This window comes from Nocardia sp. CNS-044, assembly GCF_059570515.1.
In genome coordinates, this window is sequence record NZ_JCANSX010000007.1 from 577054 (window position 1) to 602025 (window position 24972).

A 24972-nucleotide genomic window follows, 5' to 3' on the forward strand; every position below is an offset into this window, starting at 1 on the left:
CTCGCCGCCTCCCCGCGCCCACGCTCCCGGCGCGGACTCGGCGGCACGAACCACAGGGGTGCGGAAACGAAAGGAGGCGGAGTCTTCGGTGGATGAGGGACACCGAACACTCCGCCTACGCCTCACAGCTTACCGGCGATCCGCGGAACAGCCCCGAATCCTCGAGCAATTCTCAGCTTTGGGCGGCACCCCGGGAACGCGACCGTTTCAGCGCACCGGAACAGAGACCGTGGACTCCTCTTCGACCAGGTCACCGTTGATCGCGATGGCGGCCGCCGAGCCCGCGCCCGCGGCGGAGATCACCTGGGCGCCCGGGTCGGCGACGTTACCCACCGCCCACACCCCTGCCACGCTGGTCCGTCCGCGCGCGTCGGTGACGACCCAGCCGTCCGGACCCGTCGCGCAGCCGAGCGCGGCCAGCACGTCGCCGTTGGGCACGAAGGTGGGTGCGACGAACACCGCGGCGCGCGGCACCGCTCGCCCGTCGGCCAGCTCCACGCCGCGCAGCTCGCCGTCCTCGACCACCAGCCGCGCGACCTCGCCGGGCACGACCCGCACGCCACGCGCGGCGAGCCGGGCCAGATCGTGCTCGGACAACTCCATCGTGTGTGGGAAGAACGCCACGTCGGCCGACCATTGCGGCAGCAGCAGCGCGACGTGCACAGCCCGCGCTACAGCACCCGGCTCGGTGCCGCCGAGCACGCCGAGCGGTCGATCACGCACCTCGTAGCCGTGGCAGTACGGGCAGTGCAGCACGTCCGCGCCCCAGCGCTCGCGTACGCCGGGCAGGCTGGGCAGCACGTCGCGCAGGCCGGTGGCGACGAGCACCCGCCGCGTCGTCAACCGCCCGCCGCCCGCCAGATGGAGCGTGAATTCGCCCGTGTCCTCGTTCTTTTCGGCGCCGATCACCTCGTCGTCGATCAGCTCGCCACCGTATCCCGCGACTTCCGCGGCGCCGATCGTCAGCAGCTCGCCGGGCGGGAGCCCGTCCCGCGACAGGAAACCGTGCATGTGCGTGGCGGGGGCGTTGCGCGGCGCTCCGCCCCTGACCACCGCGACCCGCCGCCGCGCCCTGCTCAACACCAGCGCCGCCGACAATCCCGCCGCGCCGCCGCCGACGACGACCACGTCGTGGATCGTCTTGTCTCTTTCGCTCATTCGCGATCACCTCCGGCGTTCAGGCTGCCGAGGAGGACCGGTATCGGCAACAATATTTGCCGTTTCCGGGAAGTGAGCGTGCACTGGGAACATGTACGACCAACCAGGCGTCACACAGGCGCTGGCCGAGATCGGCCCACGGCTGAAGGCGTTGCGCACCCACCGCGGCATCACGCTGACCGCGCTCTCGGCGACCACCGGCATCTCCAAGAGCACGCTCTCGCGGCTGGAGTCCGGACAGCGCAGGGCCAGTCTGGAATTGCTGCTGCCGATCGCGCTGGCCTTGCAGGTGCCGCTCGACGAACTGGTCGCGGCGCCCAAGATCGCCGACCCCCGCGTGCACACCACGCCCCGGCAGGTCAACGGCTACACCGTCCTGCCGCTGACCGCGCGGCCCGGCCCGCTACAGGCGTTCAAGATGATCCTGCCGCCCGAGCGCAAGGATCCCGATCCTCGCGTGCACGAGGGATACGAGTGGCTCTACGTGCTGTCCGGCAGGTTGCGGCTGGTCCTCGGCGAACACGACCTGATCATGGGTCCCGGCGAGACCGCGGAATTCGATACCCGGCAACCGCATTGGTTCGGCAGCACCGGGCGTGGGCCGGTGGAGATTTTGAGCCTGTTCGGCAGCCAGGGTGAGCGGATGCACGTGCGGGCGAGGCCGCGTCGCGCGGCCTCGCCCGATCGGTAGGCCGACGACAAACCGGCCGGTCGCGACGAATCATCCTTTCCGTCGCGCGATCTCAGGGTTTTCCCGGTTGCCGAATCGGACCGGACTAGGGAGTCTGGAAGGGGTGAACCCCCCGCTCGATGCGCTACCCCTGCACTCCCCCGAGCCGCGCATGCCGCTGGCCGCCGTCGGCGCGCTGACACCGGTCGGCGTGCACGACCTGCGCGGTCGGACGATCGATGAATTGCGTTACCCCACAACGGCGGCCCTGATCTTCGCCGGAGTGCCCGGAGCGGGCAAGAGCACAGCGCTGCGGAAGTTCTTCGGTGCGACGGCGCAGGCCGAGGAGCCGCCCGCCGGACCGTCCGGTTCGATCGTCCTGGATTCCCAGCACGCGCGGAACCGCTGGCGGCACCGGCTCGGCTGGCTTCCCTATCCGCTGTGGCGTCCGGTCGTGCATGTCGCGCACTACGCGGGGATCAAGGCGGCGCTGCGGGACGCCGACGGTCCGGTGGTGATCCACGATTGCGGCACCTTCGGCTGGAGCCGCAGGATGATCGCGCGCTGGGCGGCCGCCTACCGCAGGGATCTGCACGTCGTCATGCTCGACGTGCCCCCGACGGTCGCCAGGGCCGGACAGTACGCCCGCGGCCGCCGCATCAACGGAATGTTCTTCACGTTGCACTGCCGCCGCTGGGACCGCCTGATCCGGGACCTGGACACCGAGGACCGGGACGCGCCCGTTCCGTCCTCGTCCGTCGTCATCGTGGACCGTTCCACCGTCGATCGCATGAGTCGCGTCGCGTTCGACGGCTGAACGCTCAGGGCACGAGCACCGTCAGCGCCTCGGGCACCGCGCGCAACGTGATCGGCAGCGTCCCCGCCGGTTCGCCGTCCGCGGTAGCGGGCGCGCCCGGCGCGGTGAGAGTCACCGCGGCGGCACGGTATTGGGCCACGGCGGGATGGTCGATGCGTTTGCCCGCGGAGAGGGCGGGCAGCAGCCGCAGCATCTCCAGCCGCGGCACCGCGCCGACGACCGTGAGATCCAGCAATCCGTCGTCCATCTCGGCGTCGGGGCAGATCAGCATGCCGCCGCCGTAGGTGCGGGTGTTGCCCACCGCGACCATCACCGCGTCGGTCTCGATCACGCCGTCGCCCGGCGGATTGTCCACCGCGCCTTCGGCCACGCCGGACAGCTCTATCCGGTAGGGCACGGTGAAACCGCCGGTGATCTCGGCCAGCGCGGCGAACGTGTAGCGGAGCCTGCCCTTGGGCCAGCTCATGCTGTTCGCGCGCAACGTGACTCGCGCGTCGAAGCCGGTGCCGGTCACGGTGGCGAACCACATCGGAGTGAAATCCGGTGCGGGCGACTCGATCCGGCCCAGGTCCATCGCCTTGCGGCGCCCGGCGAGCACCACGTCGACCGCGGCGGCGGGATCGTCGGTGGGGATGCCGAGCGCCCGCGCCAGGTCGTTGCCCGTTCCGCTCGGCACCAGACCCAGTGGAACGCCGGTCTGCGCGACGGCCTCCAGAATCACGCAGATCAGGCCGTCACCGCCGACACACACCACCGCGTCGGGACGGGCGGCGGGATCCGGGTTCGCCAGCGAATCACGCACCAGCCGGACGGATTCGGCGGCGGACGGCGCCCGGATCTCGGTGACCTCGACACCGCGCTCGGTGAGCCGGGCGATGGCCGCCGTCGCGGTGTCGTGCCCCTTGCCCGCGCCGGAGAGCCGGTTCGTGACGACCAGCGCCGAGCGAAGGGCGCTTACCTGCCGATCCATCAGATCAGTTTTCCAGGATTGAGGATGCCCGCGGGGTCCAATTCCCGTTTCACCGCGCGCAGCACCCGGATGCCCAGCTCACCGACCTCGGCGGGCAGCCACGGGCGGTGGTCGGCGCCGACGGCGTGGTGGTGGGTGATGGTGCCGCCCGCGGCCATGATCGCGTCACCCACCGCGCGCTTGGCGATCTGCCACTGCGCGATCGGATCGTCGAGCTGTTTGGCGACGATGGTGAAGTACAGCGAGGCGCCGGTCGGATAGGTGTGCGAGATGTGGCACATCACCAGCGGCGGCGTGCCCTGCGCGCCGAGCGAGTCGGTCAGCGCCGCGGTCACCTTCGCCTTCAGTTCGGCGACGTTGGACCAGGTCGTCGCGGTCTCCAGCGTCTCGCACAGCACCCCGACGTCGAGCAGCGCGTCGCGCATGTAGGGCGCGGCGAACCGGCCGTGCTCCCATTCGCGGGCGGGCTGTTCGCCGAGCGCAGTGCCGCCCGCGGCCGTCAGCAGCGCGGTGGCCTCGGCGGAGCGGGCCGCGACGTGCTCGGCGCTGCCCTCGAAGGTGGTGATCGCGAGGCAGCCCGTCACCGCCTGGCCGCCGATGTCACCGGAGCGGGCCAGGTTCAGGCCGGTCTCGGCCTCGTCGGACAGCCGGAACACGGTCGGCGCGGCGCCCGCCTGCACCACGGTGCGCAGCGCGGCCGCGCCGGCGGCGAAGTCGGGGAACGACCACGCCTGGTACGCAGTGGTTTCCGGGAGCGGATGCACGCGCAACGTGACCTCGGTGATCACACCGAGCGCGCCCTCGGAGCCGACGAACAGCTCGCGCAGATCCGGCCCTGCGGCGGAGGCGGGCGCGCGGCCCAGTTCCAACGAGCCGGTAGGAGTGGCGACCTTCAGGCGCTGCACCATGTCGTCGAAGCGGCCGTAGCCCGCCGAGGCCTGACCGGAGGACCTGGTCGCCGCGAAACCGCCGATGCTGGCGAATTCGAAACTCTGCGGGAAGTGGCCGAGCGAAAGTCCGTGCGCGGCAAGCAGTTCCTCGGCTTGTGGCCCGGTGAGGCCCGCGCCGAGCGTCGCGGTGCCGCTCACCGGGTCGACCTCGGTGAGTCCGTCGATGCGGCGCAGGTCGAGTGCGATGACGGTGTCGAACTGGCCGCGCACCGGATCGACGCCGCCGACGACGCTGGTGCCGCCGCCGAAGGGCACCACCGCGATACCGTGCTCGGCGCAGTAGGCGAGCACCGCGAGCACCTGCTCGTGGTCGGCGGGAAAGACGATGGCGTCCGGCGCGTCTTGCGGACCCTCGGCGCGGCGCCGCAGCAAATCCAGGGTGCTCTTGCCACCGGCGCGCCGTAGTCGATCGTGATGGTCGGCCGACACGTTGTCCGCGCCGACCACCTCGACCAACCCGTCCCGCTGCGCCGGCGTCAACGCCGACGCGCGGAGCGGCACGTCACCCTCATCGCGGCGCGCCACCGGGTCGCCGGACACCCCGAAGACCTGCGCGAGCAGGCCGCGGATCTGCGCCGAAAGTGGCTTGTGTCCGGCCGGGATACCCCAGGCGTCCCACACCATACTCGGTACCCGCGCGTCCGCGCCCGGGTTTGCCGCGGGAACGGAATGCCCGCCTGGCTGCTGCGTCTCGACCATGCGTTACAGTTTGACATAGACTGTCAAGCAGTAACTGTCCATCCCCGCTCGAAGCCCGGTGGTGATTCTCGTGACCGACGACCCGGACGCCGAACTTTCGGCCATCGACCTGGCCATCTTCGACGCCGCGCGCGCCTGCGTCCAGGAGTTCGGTGTCCGCCGGACCACGCTCACCGAGGTGGCGCGGCGCGCCGGCGTCAGCAGGCCGACCGTCTACCGCCGCTGGCCCGACACCGGCGCGCTGGTCGCCGAGCTACTGGTCCGCGAACTGCGCGGAATCCTCACCGCGGCTATGCCCGAGTCCGGCCCGGCGCGGGCACGACTGGTCGAAGGCGTGGTCGAGGGCGCGGGGATGGTGCGCTCGAATCCATTGTTCGGCAAGATCTTCCGCACCGACACCGATCTGATGCTCACCTACGTCTTCGGCAGGCTCGGCCGCAACCAGCGCACCCTCATCGAACTGTTCGCCGCGGGGATCCTGGACGGCCAGCGCGATGGCTCCATCCGGCCCGGCGATCCGCTCCAGCTGGCCACCATGCTGCTGCTGATCGTCCAGTCCGCGGTGCAGTCGGCGGGGACGGTCGCGCCATTGCTGCCCGCCCCCGAGCTGGACACCGAACTGGCCCGCGCTATCGATGGCTACCTCCGCCCCGGCGAACCCGAAGGACGACGAAAGGCTCTGGCATGACCGACAATCCGGTGACCCGCGGGAATTCCGCGCTCAATGCCGAGCGCCGCGCGCGCGAGCTGCGCGCACTCGGCGACGGCGGCGCGATCGATGTACTGGTGATCGGCGGCGGCGTCACCGGGGCGGGCGCGGCGCTGGACGCCGCCGCGCGCGGGCTGCGCACCGTGCTGGTGGAGCGGCACGATCTCGCGTTCGGCACGAGCCGCTGGAGTTCCAAGCTGGTGCACGGCGGTTTGCGCTATCTGGCCAGCGGGCGGGTCGGGATCGCGCACGAGAGCGCGGTCGAGCGCGGCGTCCTGATCGGCACCACCGCACCGCATTTGGTGCGTCCGCTGCCGCAGCTGGTTCCGCTGCTGCCGAACATCGGTGCGGCGCAACGGGCATTGATTCGTGCTGGGTTCGTCGCGGGTGACGCGCTGCGGCGCGGCGCGGGCACGCCTGCCGCGATCTTGCCGCGGTCGCGGCACGTCGCCGCCGCGGAGGCACTGCGTTTGGCGCCGACCGTGCGCAGGGCGGGTCTGCGCGGCGGGCTTCAGGCATGGGACGGGCAGCTGGTGGACGACGCGCGGCTGGTCGTCGCGCTGGCCCGCACCGCGGCGGCCGAGGGGGCGACAGTTCTCACGAGAGTGGAAGCCTCTGACGTGACCGGAGATTCGGCCACCCTGCGCGACACGCTCTCCGGCGAGACCCTTTCCATCCGGGCCCGCGCGGTGGTCAACGCCACCGGCGTGTGGGCCGACCAGGTCGACCCGAGCATCGAACTGCGCCCGAGCCGCGGCACCCACCTGGTGTTCTCCGCCGAGTCCTTCGGCGGGCTCAGTGCCTCGCTGACGGTGCCGGTGCCCGGTAGCACCAGCCGATTCGTCTTCGCCTTCCCCGCCGCGCACGGGCGGGTCTACCTCGGGCTGACCGACGAAGACGCGCCGGGCCCGGTGCCCGACGAGCCGCAGCCCACCGAGGCCGAGATCGACTTCCTGCTCGACACCATCAACACCGCACTGCGAGAACCGTTGACCCGCGCCGACATTCGCGGCCGGTACGCGGGCTTGCGCCCGCTGCTGAAGACCGACGACGGCAGCACCGCCGACATCTCCCGCCAGCACGCCGTGCTGAACTCGCCGACCGGCGTGATCACGATCGTCGGCGGCAAACTCACCACCTACCGGCAGATGGCCGAGGACGTCGTCGACGCGGCGGTGCGCCACGCCCGCCTCGACGCGGCACCCTGCTCGACCAAGCGGCTGCCGCTGGTCGGCGCGGTCTCCGGCGCGGCGCGGGATCGCCTCGCCGCCGCCCCGCTGCTGGTGGAACGCTACGGCAGCGAGGCGCCCGCCGTCACCGCCCTCGCGGCCCTCGACCCGGCCTTGCGCGAACCGGTCGCCCACGGAATGGACGTCATCGGCGCCGAATTCGCCTTCGCCCTTTCCCACGAGGGCGCACTGCACGTCGACGACCTACTCGACCGCCGCACCCGCATCGGTTTGGTTCCGGAAGACCGCGCCGCCGCCCTCCCCGCCGCCACCGCCGCCCTCGCCACGATCTGATCGTCGACTGTGCTACCGCCCATCCCACATTCGGGCAAAGCAATTGCGTTGCCTGTATGCTTGAGCTCGTCACGAAAGTGATGCCGAGAGGTGGAGCGCCGCTTCCGACGACGCCCCACCTGGTGGGTCAGCTAGCCCGCACTCGGCGGACCAGGATGAGTGCCCCGGCGGTCACGGCAGCAAAGATCAAGATAATGCCGTAATCGACCGGGGCTTCCCTCTTCTTCCGGCGATGTTTCGCCATCCCCCACCACCTCCTCCCTGGGCGCGGTGTCTGGACCAATGTCCACCGCCCCTCGGCAGGAGGTGCCCACACTTTACGTGAGACTACCGACGGAAATGCTTGCCCCCCAATATGATCCGATGACCAGATCGGTCCCTGGTGCTCACGCCGACCTGAGCATCGCCCAGTAGGCGCCTGCTGGCGCTCGCCCGTCCAGTTCGGTTCGTGCGATCTGCCGGATTCTGTATCACGAGATTCAGTGCGCTGGAGCCCCCGCCTGGCACCCCGCCTGCGAACAGAATCAGGCGATTCGAAGGTGCCGACCGGGCCTCGAAGCAAACGGATCAGGGTTGCGAGGCGCTGATGATCAGTCGCTGACCCACGTCGCCAGTTCCGCGCGCATGCAGGCGCGGGGCCAGCGGTCCAGGCCATGGTCGGCTTCGGCCGCACGCAGGGCGCGCAGGCCCGGCGTTTCCTCGGCGGGCGCCAGGTAGCGGAACCCGAGGCGCTCGTAGTACGGCCCGTTCCAGGTCACTTCGGTGAAGGTCGTCAGGGTGATGGCGGGCAGGTCGTGGGTGCGCGCCCAGTCGACGGCGCGGTCGATGAGCCGCTTACCGATGCGACGACCGGCGTATTCCGGGTCGACCGACACCTGGTCGACGTGCGCGTTGCCGTCGACGATGCCGAGGACGAGGTAGGCGATCGGCCGGTCGGCGTCGTCGGTCGCGACCCAGGCACGCCCGGCGCGCTGGAATCCACGGAGGGTGTCGAGCGGCGGCGGCTCGTCGTCCGCGACGGCCGTCATGCCGATGTCGGCGAAAGGTTTTCCGGCCGCGCGTTCGATGTCCTGGAGAACGGGCAGGTCGGCCTCGGTCGCCGGTCTGATGGATGCCATGCCAGGAGTATTGCCGGACAGCCGGACGAAGTCGCGCGGATTTCCCGCTTCGTCCGTTCCACTAGGTTCAGCCGCCGGAGCCGCGATACCCGCGACGCGAGTCGACTCTCGGTCACGTATCAGCAACCCGGCAGCGGCAGACCGCGACCGCAGTGATCGGGACGACAACGAAGCGCCCGACAACACCGGTCGGCCGCGAAGTCGACTCGATCACGGCCGACCGATCCGCCGGGCGCGTGTCTTCGCCCGACTCTCCGGGTTGCCCTGCGGATTCCCGGTGCGGAGCGACCGGTCGGCCGGTTGCCCGCTCCTCGATCTGCCCGATCACGTACCGTGCGAACCTCTATGCTGGACGCCGGTAGTGCGCGGGAAGGAGGCGCGGGTGCGCAAGAACCCGTCGACCGTAGGGATCGCGCCGGGCGATGGTCTGATTGCACGCTTCGGCGCGGTGGTGGTGTATCTCGCGGGTGAAACCGCTTCCACCGACCGGATTCTCGGTGCGATCGAGGCGGTCGCCGAAGGTGACCATCCCGGGGCCGCGATCGCCCAGCGACTGGCCGCCGTGGTATTCGGCAGCGGCTCCGAACCACCGCCGTTCGGTGTGGTCGCACCGACCGACGACGGCACGGTGATCCTGCTGCGCGGAAAGGTCGCCGCCGAAATCCACGGCGCGGAGGGCGCACGCAGGATCTCCGGCGCGCGTGCGTTCACCTGGGTGGACGAGATCGTGCGCGAGCCGGTGCGCCGGATCACCGTGGGCGCCGACACCGGCTCCGCGATCAGCGCCCTGCCTCGCACCGACCTGCGCGCGGGCACGGTGCCCGGCGGCGGCTTCGAATGGCGTGTTGCTGTGCGTCGCGCGGGCGCGCCGAAGTCCCCGCAGCGCGCCGCTGTCACCGCGAAACCCGGCGCCACGGAACCGCCCGCGACCGCACCCGCGGGCTTCGAGGCCTTGACCGACGACTCCGACGACGCTCGAAGCAACGACGTCCCCGTCGACACCAGCGCCGGTCGACCGTCCGCGACCGATCGCCCCCAGGACATCGGCACCAGGGCGATGCCACTCGCCTGGTCGCAAACCGCCGGCTTCCGACCCGAACCCGTTGCCTTGCAGAAGAACCCGGCCACCCACGGCGTCCGCGTCCCACCGCCTCGCCCGCCGAAGGGCTCGCCGCAGGCCGACGCCCCGACGGGCGCGCTGGTCTTCGAGGACACCGCCTACCCGCTGGACCGCCCGTACGTCATCGGTCGCAGCCCCGCCGCCGACGACTCGGTGCGCAACGCCATCGCGTCCCCGCTGGCGGTACCGAGGGACCGCCACGTCTCGCGGGTGCACGCCTACGTCTCGCTCAATCGCGGCAAGGTCTTCGTCCGCGACGCGTCCACCCCCGCGGGCACCTACGTCGCGGGCCCCGGCACGGACGCCTGGACCCGGATCGGGACCGCACCGGTCGAGCTGCCGCCCGGCTGGCGTATCCGGATCGGTGAGAAGGTCCTCACCCACCGCACCGACGAGCGCCATCCGGCCACGGCCCAGACCCGGAGATCCTGAAGCGACCGGCCCCGCTCCGCGGCCTACGATGCGAAGACTGCGCCAGCTGAGACAGTCATCGCGCGGAGAGGACAATAGGGACATGCATCGTCACGGCCCCACCGAGGACATCGACGAAACCGCGCTGACCGTCACCGCGCCGAAAGAGCAGGCCGCGGGGGTCACGGCGGTGGCCGTGGCGCTGAAACGCTCGGTCGAGGAGATGGGCGTCGTCCGCACCGCCCGCACCCTGACCAGGCTCAACCAGGTCGACGGCTTCGACTGCCCCGGCTGCGCGTGGCCGGAGCCGAGCGGGCACCGCCGCCCCGCGGAGTTCTGCGAGAACGGAGCCAAGGCCGTCGCCGAGGAGGCGACGCTGCGCACCGTCACGCCGGAGTTCTTCGCCGCCCACTCGGTCGACGAACTGGCCGGGAAATCCGGCTACTGGCTAGGTCAGCAGGGCAGAATCACCCATCCGATGGTGCTGCGACCCGGCGACACGCACTACTCCCCCATCGCCTGGGACGAGGCCTACCGCCTGATCGCCGACCAGCTGCGCGCGCTGTCCTCGCCCGACGAAGCCGTGTTCTACACCTCGGGCCGCACCGCCAACGAGACGGCGTTTCTCTATCAGTTGCTGGTCCGCGGTTACGGCACCAACAATCTGCCGGACTGTTCGAACATGTGTCACGAGTCCTCCGGCGCGGCGCTGCTCGGCTCCATCGGCATCGGCAAGGGCTCGGTCTCGATCGACGACTTCGGCAAGGCCGATCTGATCATCGTCGCGGGCCAGAATCCCGGCACCAATCATCCACGCATGCTCAGCGCGCTCGCCGAAGCGAAGGCCAACGGGGCCAGGGTGATCGCGGTCAATCCGCTGCCGGAGACCGGCCTGCTCGGCTTCCGCGACCCGCAGACCGTGCGCGGCGTCACCACCGGCGTCGCCATCGCCGACGATTTCCTGCAGATCCGGCTCGGCGGCGACATGGCCCTGTTCCAAGGCCTCGGCAAGCTGCTGTTCGACGCCGAGGACCTGGCCCCGGGCACCGTGGTCGACCGCGCGTTCGTCGACGCGCATTGCGCGGGGTTCGCCGACTACGAAAAGCACACGCGCGCGGTCGATCTCAGCGCCGTGCAGATCGCGACCGGACTGTCCATGGCGGAGCTCGAGCGCACCGCGCGGCTGCTCGCCGAGTCGCGCAGCACCATCATCTGCTGGGCGATGGGTCTGACCCAGCAGGCGCACGGCGTCGCCACCATCGAGGAGGCGACCAACCTGCTGTTGCTGCGCGGGATGATCGGCAAGCCGGGCGCAGGCGTCTGCCCGGTGCGCGGGCACTCCAACGTGCAGGGCGACCGCACGATGGGCATCTGGGAGAAGATGCCCGACGCCTTCCTCGACGCGCTCGACCGCGAGTTCGGCATCACCAGTCCGCGCGAACACGGCTGGGACACAGTGAATTCCATTCGGGCGATGCGCGACGGCCGCGCCAAGGTGTTCTTCGGTATGGGCGGCAACTTCGTCTCGGCGACCCCCGACACCGAAGTCACCGAGGCCGCGCTGCGCAATTGCGAACTCACCGTGCAGGTCTCGACCAAACTCAACCGCAGCCACGTGGTGCACGGGCGCACCGCGCTGATCCTGCCCACCCTCGGCCGCACCGACAAGGACGTCCAAGCCGGGACGAAACAGCAAGTGTCGGTCGAGGATTCGATGTCGATGGTGCACCTGTCCACCGGTCGGCTCGAACCCGTCAGCGATCAGCTGCGCAGCGAGGTCGCCATCGTCTGCGAACTCGCCCTCGCGCTGTTCGGCCCGGATCATCCCGTGCCGTGGGCGCGCTACCAGCGCGACTACGACAAGATCCGCGACGCGATCGCCCGCGTGGTGCCCGGTTGCGCCGACTACAACACCCGCGTCCGGCAGCGCAACGGTTTCGTCCTGCCGCATCCGCCGCGCGACAGCCGCGAATTCCGTACGTCCACCGGTCGCGCCAACTTCGCGGTCAACGAGCTGACCTGGGTGCCGGTCCCCGAAGGCAGGCTCATCCTGCAGACACTGCGCAGCCACGACCAGTACAACACCACCATCTACGGCCTCGACGACCGCTACCGCGGCGTGCACGGCGGACGGCGGGTGGTCCTGGTGAACCAGGACGACATCGCCGAATTCGGCTTCGCGGACGGCGATCTCGTCGATCTCGTCTCCGAGTGGACCGACGGCGTGGAGCGTCGCGTGCGAGGCTTCCGCGTGGTCGCCTACCCGACGCCGCGCGGCAACGCCGCCGCCTACTATCCCGAGACCAATCCGCTCGTCCCCCTGGACCACGTTGCGGCGCGGTCCAATACGCCGGTCTCCAAGGCGGTGACCATCCGGCTGGAGCGGCACGTGCACATCGGAGCAGTGTCGTGAACCATCAGCACAGCGTGCACCGACGCGCGACGCGGACGAGCGCCAGCGAGGGCGTGTCGTGAACAAGCGTCAGCGAGCGAACCATCAGCACAGCGTGCACCGACGCGCGACGCGGACGAGCGCCAGCGAGGCCGGGTCGTGAGTCGGGTTACCGCGCGCCGCCGCACGCTGCGACTTTCTCCCACCGGCGAGATCCAGCGTCCGGACACGCTGGCCGTGGAGGAGCCGCTCGAGATCCGCCTGAGCGGGCAATCGCTGACGGTCACCATGCGCACCCCGGGCTCCGACATCGACCTCGTGCACGGATTCCTGTTGAGCGAGAACATCATCGGGTCCGCCGAAGACGTGGTCAGCGCCCGATACTGCGCGGGAACCGACGCGGAGGGCCGCAACACTTACAACGTGCTCGACGTAGAACTGCGCGTCCCCGCACCCGCTCGCGCCCGCAACTTCCTCACCACCAGTTCGTGCGGACTCTGCGGCAAGACCGCACTGGACGACGTCCGGGCCCGCACCCGCTACCCGCTCCCGGCCGACGCGGTGGCCGTGGATCCGGCCGCGCTCGCCGCGATGCCCGAGACCCTGCGCGCGCGGCAGTCGGTCTTCGACGCCACCGGCGGTTTGCACGCCGCGGGCCTGTTCACCGCCGACGGGACCGCGCTCGCGGTGCGGGAGGACATCGGCAGGCACAACGCGGTGGACAAGGTACTCGGCTGGGCGTTGCGCGAAAACCGCGTTCCGGCATCGGATCTGGTGCTCATCGTGAGCGGAAGGGCGTCCTTCGAGCTGGTCCAGAAGGCGGTGATGGCGGGGGTGCCGATGCTCGGCGCGGTGTCGGCGCCGAGCTCGCTCGCGGTCGACCTGGCCGATGAATCCGGCCTGACCCTGGTCGGTTTCCTGCGCGGGGACACCATGAACGTCTATTCCGGCGCGCACCGCTTGGAGCGGCGGTCCTCCGCGCGTCCCGCGAGCTGACTCCGGCTCGCGGCCGAGGCGGCTATTGCCCGGTACCCGATGTCCGATTTACCGTGACTGCACCCCCGAACGCTCTTCGGCGAGGAACGGAGCCAACGATGCGGATCTCGGTAGAAGGAAAGTCCGGCGGCGTGCGCGTCCGTATGCGTTTCGAGCAGCACCGTCGCCGCTGGCTCGCCGTACGAATCATGTTGGGAATATTGACCTTCCAGGGCGCGGTGATCGGCCTGTGGGCGGTGCTCGCGCCGCACTCCTGGTACACCAGCTTCCCCGGATTCGGTATGCACTGGATCGCCGTCGACGGCCCCTACAACCACCATCTGGCCGGCGACGTCGGCGCCTTCTTCCTGGCCCTCGCCGCGGTGAGCGGCTTCGCGCTGTGGCGCGGGGGCAGCGCGCTGTCGCAGGCCGCAGGGCTGGGTTGGCTGGTCTTCGCCACCCCGCATCTGATCTACCACGCGTTTCACCGGCCGGACGCGATGAGCGGCGTGAGCTTCACGCTGAGCCTGCTCGCCGCCGCGGCCCTGCTGGCGCTCGGCGCGGCCTGCCTGCTGGTGCCGCCGCGCGGTCCGCAGGCGACGGATCCCAAGCCGATCGACTTCCATTTCCCGCGCCGCCGCCCGACGCGCTGAGCGCGGGTCGTGCCGAACGACCGTTCCGACCCGGCCGAAGCGCGGGTAGTGCCTGGCCGGAGGCGATGCGCGTCGCACGGGAAGCCCGGGGAGACCGTCGGCGCGAGCCGCTGGTAGGTCACCTCGGGCGTGCTGGCGTGCGCCTCCGGCTCGAGCCAGGTCGCTGCGGCGCCCTCAGTCCTTGAGTGCCTCGAGCAGCGCCGCCCGCTGCCGAGCACCCAGTCCGCCGATGCGGCGATCCTCGGGGATCTCGGCCTGATCCATCAGCTTCGCGGCCTTCACCGGACCGACGCCGGGCAGGGCCTTGATCACCGCCGCGACCTTGGTCTTCTTCACCAGATCGTCGGACTCCGCCTTCTTCAGCAGGTCGGCGACCGACACCTTGCCGGCCTTCACCTTGCCGATCAATTCGGAGCGCGCCTTGCGCACCGCAGCCGCTTTGGCCAACGCCTCGGTGCGTTGCTCGGCGGTCATCGTGGGCAGTGCCATGTCTCCTCCGCTTTCACTCGTCACTCGAACATCTGGTTGACCGCACCGAGTAAACAGCACCGCACCGGCGGCACACCGACGACACACCGGTCAGAGTTTGCGATGAGTTTTCTGGCGCGCCGCCGTCAGAACCGGTGAAGGGCAGGCGCGAAGCGCGCGAACCGGACGAAAGGAAGCCCGCCATGGAACTGTCGCTCACCCAGTTCGTCACCATCGACGGCGTCTGCCAGGCCCCGGGCGGACCGCAGGAGGACACCGAGGACGGCTTCACACACGGAGGCTGGACCGCGCCCTACTTCGACGAGGCGGGGGGCGAGTTCATGAACCAGGTGTTCGCTCGCGCCGACGCCTTCCTGCTCGGCAGGCGCACCTACGAGATCTTCGCGGGCTACTGGCCGCAGCACGACGACCCCGCGGACCCGATCGCCTCGAACCTCAATGCCCTGCCGAAATATGTTGGCACCCATACTCTCTCGCACGCCGACTGGGCGGGCACCGAACTGCTGCGCGGCGATCTGGTCGAACGAGTCGCCGACCTGAAGTCCCGCCCGGGCCGCGAGATCCAAATCCACGGCAGCGGCAACCTCGCCCAGACCTTGCTCGCCGCCGGCCTGATCGACACCCTGCACCTACTGACCTTCCCGGTCCTCCTCGGCACCGGCAAACGCCTCTTCTCCACCGGAGCCACCCCGACCGCCTTCCACCTGACCGACTCCCGCACCACCCCCACCGGCGTCCACATCACGACCTACCGCGCCGCGGGCATCCCCGAATACGGCACCGTCGGCGAGTAGCCATCCGTCCATCGCCGCGATCTTTGTGATCTACGTAACACATCGAGCGGCGGCAGCGAAAGTCAGTACGTCAGCATTCGTTCGGGATCAAGGTTCAACGGCGAACCAGGGGGATCAACGGAGCTCCCCATCTCGGGCGCGATTCGTCGACGACGAATCGTCACCGCGTCCCGGCGAGGCAGGCACAACCGCACAACGATCCGCGTCCCGATGAACGGCCTTCGGGCTACACGGCGCGGGCCCGGGCTGCTAGCCTCCGAATTGGAACACGTTTCAATTCGTCAGGGGTTGACATGACAGAACAGATTCGCGACGTCGTCGAGCAGTACGTCAAGCTGGTCGGCACCGGGCCCACGGAAGCCATCGTGGAGCTCTACGCACCGAATGCGACCGTCGAGGACCCCGCGGGCACGCCGCTGCGGCAGGGCCACGACGCCATCCGCGAGTTCTACTCCGTGTTCGACAACCTGGACCGCTCGACCACGCTGCACGCCGATACCGTGCGGGTCGCGGGCAACCACGCCGCCTTCATGTTCGACGTGATCACCAAGGTCGGCGATCAGCGCTTCACGCTGACGCCGATCGACACGATGGAGTTCGACGAGCAGGGCAAGATCGTCAAGATGCGCGCCTACTGGAGCCAGGACGACATGCGCGCCGAACCGATCTGATCCGAGCCACCCACGACGCCGACGCCGCCCCGGAATCGCATCCGGGGCGGCGTCGAGTCGTCTGGAAGTTATGCCGCGTCGAGCAGCGCGCCCGTCAGGGCGGTCGCCGTCTCGAAGGTCACGACATCGGCGGCCACTCGGAGCAGCCGGTCCACGCACGGCGGGCCGGTCACCAGAAGCAACCGCCCTCCGGTCTGTTCGAGCACGGAACGCGCCTCGAACAGCACGCGCAGCCCTGGAATGCCGAAGAACGTCACCATGGACAAATCGACGACCACGCGCGGGGCGGCGGTGTCCAGAGAGCCGATCAGATGCCGCCGAAACTCCTCGACGGTGAATTGGTCCACCTCGCCCGCCACGGCGCACAGCGTGATCTCGTCACCCGGGGCGGTGATCGAAACCCGTACCCGCGCAGCGGGATCGGGCTGGTGCGTTCGGGCGTCGGTGGATTGGGTGGCGAATACGGTCGACATGAGGACCCCGGTCCCGTCGCGCCCGGCACCGAACATGCGCCGGGCGAATTTTCGTCCCGGCTGCCCGAGGCCCCGGAACTGAGCTGGCTACTCAACCCTGACCTCCGAGTACCCGGACAGACAGGTCAGTACACCACCAATTACGAATCAATCTCGACAATTCGGACATGTCCGAAACAAATCCGGGCCCGCGGGACAATTCCCGCGGGCCCGGATTTCGAGTTCCGAAATTACGCCGACTTCTCCCGGCGCTCGGCGCGCTGCTGCTTGCGCGGCACGATGGTCGGCAGCACGTTGTCGTTGACGGTGTCGGCGTTGACGACCACCTTGGCGACATCGTCGCGGCTCGGGATGTCGTACATCACCGGCAGCAGGACTTCCTCCATGATGGCGCGCAGACCGCGAGCGCCGGTGCCACGCAGGATGGCCTGGTCGGCGATGGCCTCCAGCGCGTCCTGGGTGAACTCCAGCTCGACGCCGTCCATCTCGAACAGCCGGATGTACTGCTTGACCAGCGCGTTCTTCGGCTCGGAGAGGATCTTGACCAGCGAGTCCTTGTCCAGGTTCGTCACCGACGCGACGACCGGCAGACGGCCGATGAACTCCGGGATCAGACCGAACTTGATCAGATCCTCGGGCATCACCTCCGCGAAGTGGTCGGTGGTGTCGATCTCGGCCTTGGAGCGCACTTCGGCGCCGAAGCCGATGCCGCGGTGCCCGGTGCGGTCGGAGATGATCTTCTCCAGGCCCGCGAACGCGCCCGCCACGATGAACAGCACGTTGGTGGTGTCGATCTGGATGAACTCCTGGTGCGGGTGCTTGCGTCCGCCCTGCGGCGGCACACTCGCCTGGGTGCCTTCCAGGATCTTCAGCAGCGCCTGCTGCACGCCCTCGCCGGAGACGTCGCGGGTGATCGAGGGGTTCTCGCTCTTGCGGGCGATCTTGTCCACCTCGTCGATGTAGATGATGCCGGTCTCGGCCCGCTTGACGTCGTAGTCGGCGGCCTGGATCAGCTTCAACAGAATGTTCTCGACGTCCTCGCCGACGTAACCCGCCTCGGTGAGCGCCGTGGCGTCCGCGATCGCGAACGGCACGTTCAGCATCTTCGCCAGGGTCTGCGCCAAGTAGGTCTTGCCGCAGCCGGTGGGGCCGAGCATCAGGATGTTCGACTTGGTCAGCTCGACGGTCTCGCCGCGGCTGTCGCGACCCTTGTCGCCCGCCTGGATGCGCTTGTAGTGGTTGTAGACGGCCACGGCGAGAGTGCGCTTGGCGGTGTCCTGCCCGATGACGTAGTTCTCCAGGAACTCACGGATTTCGGCAGGCTTGGGCAGCTCGTCGAGTTTGACCTCGCTGGACTCGGCGAGCTCCTCCTCGATGATCTCGTTGCATAGATCGATGCACTCGTCACAGATGTACACGCCAGGTCCCGCAATGAGCTTCTTGACCTGCTTCTGGCTCTTTCCGCAGAACGAGCACTTCAGCAGATCGCCGCCGTCTCCGATGCGCGCCATCTCGTGGGTCCCTACTTCCTTGTCCGCGTGCAACCGTCTGTCCAGGTTGCCAGCAATCCGCCGAACTCGTGTGTAATCGCGAACACTTCGAGCATTTCGGGCGGGTCGAGCTATGCCGTCAACCGAGAGCAAAGGTCCCTAGGTCGACCGTACCCGGTGTGCGCGACGGAGGTCGACAACTCGAGCATGTTTCTCGCCGGGGTTGTGCGTGTTCTCACGACATCGAAACACGTTCGGCACATGTTCCGCCGGTGAGCGGCCGGTCCCGACGCCCGGCCAACCGCCGTGATGTCTCGCGCCGTCCGCCACCCTCGCGAACGGTCGATGACACCGTAGCGGAAGCGGCCGGACAGTCCGCCTTCGACACACTGCCCGGCCGTATTCCCCTGAGACACAGCAACTTGCGAGCGATCCCGCGAATGGGAAAAGCCCGCGAACGCCTTACTTCTGCGCGCTCAGCTTGCGGTAATCGAACACCGTGTCGATGATCCCGTATTCCTTGGCCTCCTCGGCCGTCAGGATCTTGTCGCGGTCGGTGTCCTTGCGGATGGTGTCCGCGTCCTTGCCGGTGTGCCGCGCGAGGGTGGTCTCCATCAGGCGGCGCATGCGCTCGATCTCGGCGGCCTGGATCTCCAGATCCGAGACCTGACCCTGGATGCCGCCCTCCAGCGAAGGCTGGTGGATCAGCACGCGGGCGTTGGGCAGGCAGGCGCGCTTGCCGGGGGTGCCCGCGGCGAGCAGCACGGCCGCGGCGGAGGCCGCCTGGCCGAGGCAGACCGTCGCGACGTCGGCACGCACGTACTGCATGGTGTCGTAGATGGCCATCAGCGAGGTGAACGAGCCACCCGGCGAGTTGATGTACATCGTGATGTCGCGGTCGGGATCCAGCGATTCCAGCACCAGCAGCTGCGCCATGATGTCGTTCGCCGAGGCGTCGTCGACCTGCACGCCGAGGAAGATGATGCGCTCCTCGAACAGCTTGTTGTACGGGTTGGACTCCTTGACACCGAAGCTCGAGTGCTCGATGAAAGAAGGCAGGATGTAGCGCGACTGCGGCGAGGCAGGCGCGATGCCGGAGAGGCCGGCGCGTGGGTCGATCAGAGCCATTTCGTCTCCAAAGTCTATGTGTTCAACGACGGTTGACTGACGGCGCGGGCCGGAACCAGGTCCGGCCGCCGCTCACTTGGCCGCGCCGTTGGCCTGCTTGGCGTGGCTGATCACGTGGTCGATGAACCCGTACTCGAGGGCATCCTTCGCCGTGAACCAGCGGTCGCGGTCGGCGTCGGCGGTGACCTGCTCCACCGACTTGCCGGTGTGCAGCGCCTGGAGCTCGTTGAGCTCGCGCTTGGTGTGGGCGAACTGCTCGGCCATGATCGCGATGTCGGCCGCGGAACCGCCGATGCCCGCCGAGGGCTGGTGCATCATGATCCGCGCGTGCGGCAGCGCGTAGCGCTTGCCCTTGGTGCCCGCGGTCAGCAGGAACTGGCCCATCGATGCCGCCAGACCCAGGCCATAGGTGGCGATGTCGCACTCGGACAGCTGCATGGTGTCGTAGATGGCCATGCCAGCGGTCACCGAGCCGCCGGGCGAGTTGATGTAGAGCGCGATGTCCTTGGTCGGATCCTCCGCCGTAAGCAGCAGGATCTGCGCGCACAGCTTGTTCGCGATGTCGTCGTCGACCTGGCTGCCGAGGAAGATGATGCGCTCCCGCAGCAGGCGCTCGTACACCGAATCACTGAGGTTGAGACCAGCAGTCGCGGATGTCATGACCCCTGCCTGGTTGATTGTCACGGATACCTGCCTTCTCTTCTCACCGGCTTGTCACTGCAAGCTGAACAGCGCTGAGTGCCACACAGCCATCACTGGTTCGTTGCCACAAACATTAACGAAGCAGGGCGGCACCGAACTCCCGGTACCGCCCTTTCTTCGCTCACAGCGCAATTACGTTCGTGCTCGGTCGCGCTGTGTACGAGGGCGCGTTGTGACTCTTGTTCACTCGCTACGCTCGCTCACAGCGCAATCACAACATCACACGGTCGTGTCTCGCGCTGGTGTTTCACAGATCTACTCGGCGCTCTCGGCCTCGGTCTCGTCGGCGGAATCCGCGGGCGCGCCGAACATTTCGGCGGTGTCCACGGCGTTGCCCTCGGAGTCGGTGACCTTCACCTTGCCGACGACACCGGCCAGCGCCTTGCCGCGGCGCACGTCGGCGAACACCGCGCCGAGCTGACCGGCCTGCTGCACCTGCTGGATGAACTGCTCCGGGGACAGGCCGTAGCGCTGCGACTGGAACAGGATCCGCTCGGTGAGCTCCTCCTGGCCGACCTGGGTGTTCTCCGCCTCGGCGATGGCGTCCAGCAGCAGCTGGGTCTTCACCGACTTCTCGGCGGCCTCCTTGGTGTCCTTGTCGAACTCCTCGCGGCTGGAGCCCTGCGCCTCGAGCGCCTCGGCCAGCTTGGCCTCGTCGTGGTCGAAGCCGTGCACGGCGTCGTGCACCACGGCGTCGATCTCGGCCTGCACGACCTTCTCCGGGAGCGGAATCTCGGTCGTCTCCAGCAGGGTCTCCAGGACCTTGTCGCGGATCTCGCCCGCCTGCTGCACCTTCTTGACCCGCTCGACCCGGCTCTTCAGGTCTTCCTTGAGCTCGTCGAGGGTGTCGAACTCCGAAGCGAGCTGGGCGAACTCGTCGTCGGCCTCCGGCAGCTCGCGCTCCTTCACCGACTGCACGGTCACCGTGATGACGGCTTCCTTGCCCGCGTGCTCGCCCGCGACCAGCGTCGAGGTGAACTCCTTGGACTCACCGGCCGACAGACCGACGATCGCCTCGTCGAGGCCCTCGATGAGCTGGCCCGAGCCGACCTCGTGGGACAGGCCGGTGGTGGCGGCGTCGGCCACCTCCTCACCGTCCACGCTGGCGGCGAGATCGATGGAGACGAAGTCGCCGTCCTGGACCGGACGCTCCACGCCGGTCAGGGTGCCGAAGCGCTGGCGCAGCGAGGTGAGCTGCTCCTCGATGTCCTCGTCGCCGATGCTGAACGCGTCGACGGTGACCTCGATCTCCTCGTAGCTGGGCAGCGCGATCTCGGGGCGCACGTCGACCTCGGCGGTGAACGCGAGCTCCTGGCCGTCCTCGATCTTGGTGATCTCGATGTCGGGCTGGCCGATGACCTTCACCTCGGCGGTGGTGACGGCCTCGCTGTAGCGGCCGGGCAGCACGTCGTTGACGACCTGCTCGAGGACGGCGCCGCGGCCGAGGCGGGCTTCGAGGAGCTTGGCGGGCGCCTTGCCCGGGCGGAAGCCGGGGATGCGGACCTGCTTGGCGAGGGCCTTGTAGGCGCGGTCGAAGTCCGGCTTCAGTTCCTCGAAGGGCACCTCGACATTGATCCGGACCCGGGTCGGGCTCAGCTGCTCGACGGTGCTCTTCACGGACATGCTCCTTGGTTCGTTGTTCGTTCGGGTTGGCGCGACTCCAGCGGGGGTGCGCGTACGCATCCCGACCAGGTTAGTTGACCGGCCGTCGGCGCCTGCAATCGGTCACGGCGCGGCGCACCCCGCGGCGCCGCGACCGGCTGCGTTCAGTTGCCGACGGCGACCGCGTCGGTGACGAAGACCAGCGTCTCGTTGGGCTTGATGCCGCCGCTGCCCGCGCCGTAGCCCAGGTTCGGAGGGATGATCAGCAGCCTGCGCGCGCCCTGCTGGACACCGACGAGGCCCTGGTCCCAGCCGGGGATGACCTCACCGGCGCCGAGGTTCAGCTGGAAGGGCTTGCCGCGATCGAACGAGCTGTCCAGCTTCTTCTTGTCCGACCAGGTCACCAGCACGTAGTTCATGGTGAGCGGCTGGTCGGCCACCGCGCCGGGGCCGCTACCCGCGACCAGATCCTTGACGATCAGCTGGGTGGGCGGGTCGCAGTCACCGGGGATGGTCACGGTCGGCGTCTCGCCGAAGCCGCCCGTCACCCCGATGTCCTCGGCCGTGCATTCCCTGCCGTGCTTGGCCTGCGCGGCGGCGGGGCTGGTGGTGGTGGCCGTCGCGGTGGCGGCGGTGTCCTTGTCGTCGGAGCCGCAGGCGGCCAGCGTGAACGCGGCCGCGGCGATGGCCCCGACACCGATGATCCTGCCGAGTGTGTGCATGCGGCGGACCCTAGACCAACCAGCGCCCGCGCGCCTAGCGACGACCCGGCACCCGCGCGCCCAGCGACACCCCAGCGTCCGCGGGCGCACGACGACACAGCGCCCGCGCGCAGCGACGACACAGCGCCCGCGCGCGCAGCGACGACACAGTGCCCGTGCGTCCAGTGGCGGTTTCCGGCAGTCTCGGGGTGTCGCGGCCCGTAAACGGGTAATGCGGCCGGTGAAGCGGATTTCCCAGCGACCGTGAGGAGAGTCGGCGGATGACGCAGATGGCCAGTGCCGGGGGCGACACCTCGGCGGACAATGTCGGCGCGCGAAGCGGCGTTTCCATCGCGCCCCGGCCCTATCGGCTGAGCGAGGCGTCCGGGCCGCTGGATCGCGCGGAGCTGACCGCGATCGACGCCTGGTGGCGCGCGGCGAACTATCTGTCCGTCGGCCAGATCTATCTGATGAAGAACCCGCTGCTGCGCGAACCGTTGCGTCCCGAGCACATCAAGCCTCGGCTGCTCGGGCACTTCGGCACGGTGCCCGGGCTCAATCTGGTGTGGGCGCACGCCAACCGGGCGATCCGTCGCCGCGAACTCGACGCGGTGTTCGTCGCCGGTCCCGGCCACGGCGGTCCCGGCCCGAACGCGTGCGCCTGGCTGGAGGGTACATATTCCGAGCTGTACAGCCACATTCCGCGCGACGGCGCGGGGATGGGCGCGCTGTTCGCCCAGTTCTCCTTCCCCGGCGGGGTGCCCAGTCACTGCGCGCCCGAGACACCTGGCTCCTTCCACGAGGGTGGCGAACTCGGCTATTCCCTGCTGCACGCCTACGGCGCCGCGCTCGACAATCCCGACCTGATCGTCTTCTGTGTGATCGGCGACGGCGAGGCCGAAACCGGACCGCTGGCAGGCAGCTGGCACGCCAACAAGTTCCTCAACCCCGGACGCGACGGCGCGGTGCTGCCGATCCTGGCGCTCAACCAGTACAAGATCGCCAACCCGACCATCCTCGCGCGGATTCCGGAGCACGAACTCATCGAGTTGCTGCGCGGATACGGCTACGAACCGATCGTCGTGGCGGGCGACGATCCGGCGACGGTGCACCAGGCGATGGCGGGTGCGGTGGACGGCTGCCTCGATCGGATCGACCGGATTCAGCGCGCCGCCAGGTCCGGCGCCGACGGCGCGCCCGCGAACTGGCCGATGATCGTGTTGCGCACCCCGAAGGGCTGGACCTGTCCTCCGTTGGTGGACGGCGACCCGGTCGAGGGCACTTTCCGCGCCCATCAGGTGCCGCTGCCCGCCGCGCGGAACAACGATTCGCATCGCGAGGTGCTCGAGCAATGGCTGCGCTCGTATCGCCCGGAGGAACTGTTCGACGAGGCGGGACAGCCGGTGCCGGAACTGCTCGACCAGGTGCCCGCGGGTGATCGGCGGATGAGCGCGAACCCGGTGGCCAACGGCGGCATGCTCGTTCGCGATCTGCTTCTGCCGGACTGGCGCGATTTCGGCGTCGAGGTGGACGCGCCCGGCGGCACGAAACACGAGGCCACCCGGGTGCTCGGCGGCTGGCTGCGTGAGGTGACCCGGCGCAATCCGGACAACTTCCTCACCTTCGCGCCCGACGAGCTGGCCAGCAACCGGCTCCAGGACATCCTGGAGGTCACCGGACGCGACTGGCAGGCGGAGATCGGTGAATACGACGTCGCGCTGGACCGCACCGGTCGGGTGATCGAGGTACTTTCCGAGCACATGTGCCAGGGCCTGCTCGAGGGCTATCTGCTGACCGGCAGGCACGGGGTGTTCACCTGCTACGAGGCGTTCATCCACATCGTCGACGCGATGTTCAACCAGCACGCCAAGTGGCTGGACGCCAGCGCGGCGGTGTCATGGCGGCGGCCCATCGCCAGCCTGAACTATCTGCTGTCCTCGCACGTCTGGCGGCAGGACCACAACGGGTTCACCCATCAGGATCCCGGCTTCCTGGACGTGGTGCTGAACAAGAAGCCCGAGATCGTGCGGGTGTATCTGCCGCCGGACGCCAACACCCTGCTCTCGGTGTACGACCACTGCCTGCGCTCGCGGCACTACGTCAACGTGGTGGTGGCGGGCAAGCAGCCGCAGGAGGATTGGCTCTCGGTCACCGAAGCGGCGGTGCACTGCGCACGAGGCCTTGGCATTTGGGAGTGGGCTGGCAACAACGACACTGTCGGCAGCACACCGGATGTCGTGCTGGCGTGCGCGGGCGACGTGCCGACGCTGGAGACTTTGGCCGCCGCGGCGATACTCCGCGATCGGTTGCCGGACTTGCGGGTTCGCGTGGTCAACGTGGTGGATCTGATGCGGCTGCTGCCTGCGGAAGAGCACCCGCATGGCCTACCCGACAGCGAGTTCGACACGCTGTTCACCAGGAATCGCCCGGTGATCTTCGCCTTCCACGGCTACCCGTGGCTGGTTCACCGGCTGACCTACCGGCGCACCAACCACGATGAGATACACGTCCGCGGCTACAAGGAAGAGGGCACCACCACAACGCCTTTCGACATGGTGATGCTCAACGACCTGGACCGGTACCACCTCGTCATGGACGTCATCGACCGGGTGCCCGACCTGCGCGAGAAGGCCGCCGGGCTGCGCCAGGAGATGGTCGACGCCCGCTGGCAGGCGCGCGCGTGGACCAGGGAGTACGGCGCCGACATCCCGTGCGTCGCGGAGTGGAGCTGGCCCGAAGTCAGCCTCTCAGGCTAGC

General features: G+C 69.0%; 22 protein-coding genes. 11 read left to right on the forward strand and 11 right to left on the reverse strand.

Going from position 1 to position 24972, the window contains the following annotated elements:
- Nucleotides 1-207: 207 nt before the first annotated feature.
- Entirely contained in the window at nucleotides 208-1158 is a 951-nt protein-coding gene (locus T333_RS17375) for an NAD(P)/FAD-dependent oxidoreductase (RefSeq protein ID WP_496425093.1), read from the reverse strand.
- A gap of 91 nt (nucleotides 1159-1249) precedes the next feature.
- Here T333_RS17375 and T333_RS17380 point away from each other — a divergent pair, with 91 nt between their 5' ends.
- Complete coding sequence (locus tag T333_RS17380) at nucleotides 1250-1849, forward strand: helix-turn-helix domain-containing protein (RefSeq protein ID WP_496425094.1); 600 nt, start codon at nucleotides 1250-1252, stop codon at nucleotides 1847-1849.
- 103 nt (nucleotides 1850-1952) lie between these two features.
- Nucleotides 1953-2645: an AAA family ATPase gene (locus T333_RS17385; protein ID WP_496425095.1), complete on the forward strand. Its 693-nt coding sequence runs from the start codon at nucleotides 1953-1955 to the stop codon at nucleotides 2643-2645.
- 4 nt (nucleotides 2646-2649) lie between these two features.
- Here the strand turns inward: T333_RS17385 and T333_RS17390 are convergent, their stop codons facing one another.
- Both T333_RS17390 and T333_RS17395 read right to left on the reverse strand, forming a co-directional pair.
- Nucleotides 2650-3615 (reverse strand): YegS/Rv2252/BmrU family lipid kinase, encoded by a 966-nt coding sequence (locus T333_RS17390; RefSeq protein ID WP_496425096.1) that lies wholly within the window; start codon nucleotides 3613-3615, stop codon nucleotides 2650-2652.
- Nucleotides 3615-5189 (reverse strand): FAD-binding oxidoreductase, encoded by a 1575-nt coding sequence (locus T333_RS17395; RefSeq protein WP_355001156.1) that lies wholly within the window; start codon nucleotides 5187-5189, stop codon nucleotides 3615-3617. The genes T333_RS17390 and T333_RS17395 overlap by 1 nt, the downstream gene beginning before the upstream one ends.
- Nucleotides 5190-5328: 139 nt before the next feature.
- On the opposite strand from T333_RS17395, the gene T333_RS17400 reads away from it, so the two are divergent.
- Together T333_RS17400 and T333_RS17405 are read left to right on the forward strand one after the other, a co-directional pair.
- Nucleotides 5329-5952 carry a TetR/AcrR family transcriptional regulator gene (locus T333_RS17400; protein WP_496425318.1) on the forward strand — a complete coding sequence of 208 codons (624 nt, stop codon included), beginning with the start codon at nucleotides 5329-5331 and terminating at the stop codon, nucleotides 5950-5952.
- The gene (locus T333_RS17405; RefSeq protein WP_496425097.1) at nucleotides 5949-7496 is read left to right on the forward strand and encodes a glycerol-3-phosphate dehydrogenase/oxidase; all 1548 of its coding nucleotides are present in this window, start codon (nucleotides 5949-5951) and stop codon (nucleotides 7494-7496) included. The genes T333_RS17400 and T333_RS17405 overlap by 4 nt, the downstream gene beginning before the upstream one ends.
- Before the next feature lie 590 nt (nucleotides 7497-8086).
- On the opposite strand, the gene T333_RS17410 is transcribed toward T333_RS17405, so the two are convergent.
- Entirely contained in the window at nucleotides 8087-8614 is a 528-nt protein-coding gene (locus T333_RS17410) for a GNAT family N-acetyltransferase (protein WP_357251644.1), read from the reverse strand.
- Nucleotides 8615-8996: 382 nt separating this feature from the next.
- Here T333_RS17410 and T333_RS17415 point away from each other — a divergent pair, with 382 nt between their 5' ends.
- The 4 genes from T333_RS17415 (at nucleotide 8997) to T333_RS17430 (ending at nucleotide 14165) form a co-directional block, all read left to right on the forward strand.
- Nucleotides 8997-10166, forward strand: a complete 1170-nt coding sequence (locus tag T333_RS17415) for an FHA domain-containing protein (RefSeq protein WP_496425098.1) — start codon at nucleotides 8997-8999, stop codon at nucleotides 10164-10166.
- An 82-nt stretch (nucleotides 10167-10248) separates the two neighbouring features.
- Entirely contained in the window at nucleotides 10249-12558 is a 2310-nt protein-coding gene (locus T333_RS17420; protein WP_496425099.1) for an FdhF/YdeP family oxidoreductase, read from the forward strand.
- 138 nt (nucleotides 12559-12696) lie between these two features.
- Nucleotides 12697-13533, forward strand: a complete 837-nt coding sequence (gene fdhD / locus T333_RS17425; protein WP_496425100.1) for a formate dehydrogenase accessory sulfurtransferase FdhD — start codon at nucleotides 12697-12699, stop codon at nucleotides 13531-13533.
- Nucleotides 13534-13631: 98 nt separating this feature from the next.
- Complete coding sequence (locus tag T333_RS17430) at nucleotides 13632-14165, forward strand: hypothetical protein (RefSeq protein WP_496425101.1); 534 nt, start codon at nucleotides 13632-13634, stop codon at nucleotides 14163-14165.
- A gap of 174 nt (nucleotides 14166-14339) precedes the next feature.
- On the opposite strand, the gene mihF is transcribed toward T333_RS17430, so the two are convergent.
- A complete protein-coding gene (gene mihF, locus T333_RS17435) occupies nucleotides 14340-14654 on the reverse strand; it encodes an integration host factor, actinobacterial type (protein WP_067787445.1) in 315 nt (104 codons plus the stop codon).
- 182 nt (nucleotides 14655-14836) lie between these two features.
- On the opposite strand from mihF, the gene T333_RS17440 reads away from it, so the two are divergent.
- Nucleotides 14837-15448, forward strand: coding sequence for a dihydrofolate reductase family protein (locus T333_RS17440; RefSeq protein ID WP_496425102.1), 612 nt, complete (start codon nucleotides 14837-14839; stop codon nucleotides 15446-15448).
- Nucleotides 15449-15741: 293 nt separating this feature from the next.
- Nucleotides 15742-16119: a nuclear transport factor 2 family protein gene (locus tag T333_RS17445; RefSeq protein ID WP_496425103.1), complete on the forward strand. Its 378-nt coding sequence runs from the start codon at nucleotides 15742-15744 to the stop codon at nucleotides 16117-16119.
- A 68-nt stretch (nucleotides 16120-16187) separates the two neighbouring features.
- Here T333_RS17445 and T333_RS17450 read toward each other — a convergent pair whose 3' ends face one another.
- From T333_RS17450 to T333_RS17475, 6 genes are all read right to left on the reverse strand, one after another.
- Complete coding sequence (locus tag T333_RS17450; protein WP_355000859.1) at nucleotides 16188-16592, reverse strand: STAS domain-containing protein; 405 nt, start codon at nucleotides 16590-16592, stop codon at nucleotides 16188-16190.
- A gap of 230 nt (nucleotides 16593-16822) precedes the next feature.
- Nucleotides 16823-18103: an ATP-dependent Clp protease ATP-binding subunit ClpX gene (gene clpX / locus T333_RS17455; protein ID WP_141812266.1), complete on the reverse strand. Its 1281-nt coding sequence runs from the start codon at nucleotides 18101-18103 to the stop codon at nucleotides 16823-16825.
- A gap of 441 nt (nucleotides 18104-18544) precedes the next feature.
- Nucleotides 18545-19210, reverse strand: coding sequence for an ATP-dependent Clp protease proteolytic subunit (locus T333_RS17460; protein ID WP_067787453.1), 666 nt, complete (start codon nucleotides 19208-19210; stop codon nucleotides 18545-18547).
- Nucleotides 19211-19282: 72 nt separating this feature from the next.
- On the reverse strand, nucleotides 19283-19870 hold the full coding sequence (locus tag T333_RS17465) for an ATP-dependent Clp protease proteolytic subunit (protein WP_355000860.1): 588 nt from the start codon (nucleotides 19868-19870) through the stop codon (nucleotides 19283-19285).
- 297 nt (nucleotides 19871-20167) lie between these two features.
- Nucleotides 20168-21529 (reverse strand): trigger factor, encoded by a 1362-nt coding sequence (tig, locus tag T333_RS17470; protein ID WP_355000861.1) that lies wholly within the window; start codon nucleotides 21527-21529, stop codon nucleotides 20168-20170.
- 149 nt (nucleotides 21530-21678) lie between these two features.
- On the reverse strand, nucleotides 21679-22236 hold the full coding sequence (locus tag T333_RS17475; RefSeq protein WP_355000862.1) for an FKBP-type peptidyl-prolyl cis-trans isomerase: 558 nt from the start codon (nucleotides 22234-22236) through the stop codon (nucleotides 21679-21681).
- A 269-nt stretch (nucleotides 22237-22505) separates the two neighbouring features.
- Here T333_RS17475 and T333_RS17480 point away from each other — a divergent pair, with 269 nt between their 5' ends.
- Nucleotides 22506-24971 (forward strand): phosphoketolase family protein, encoded by a 2466-nt coding sequence (locus T333_RS17480; RefSeq protein ID WP_496425319.1) that lies wholly within the window; start codon nucleotides 22506-22508, stop codon nucleotides 24969-24971.
- Nucleotide 24972 lies beyond the last annotated feature (1 nt).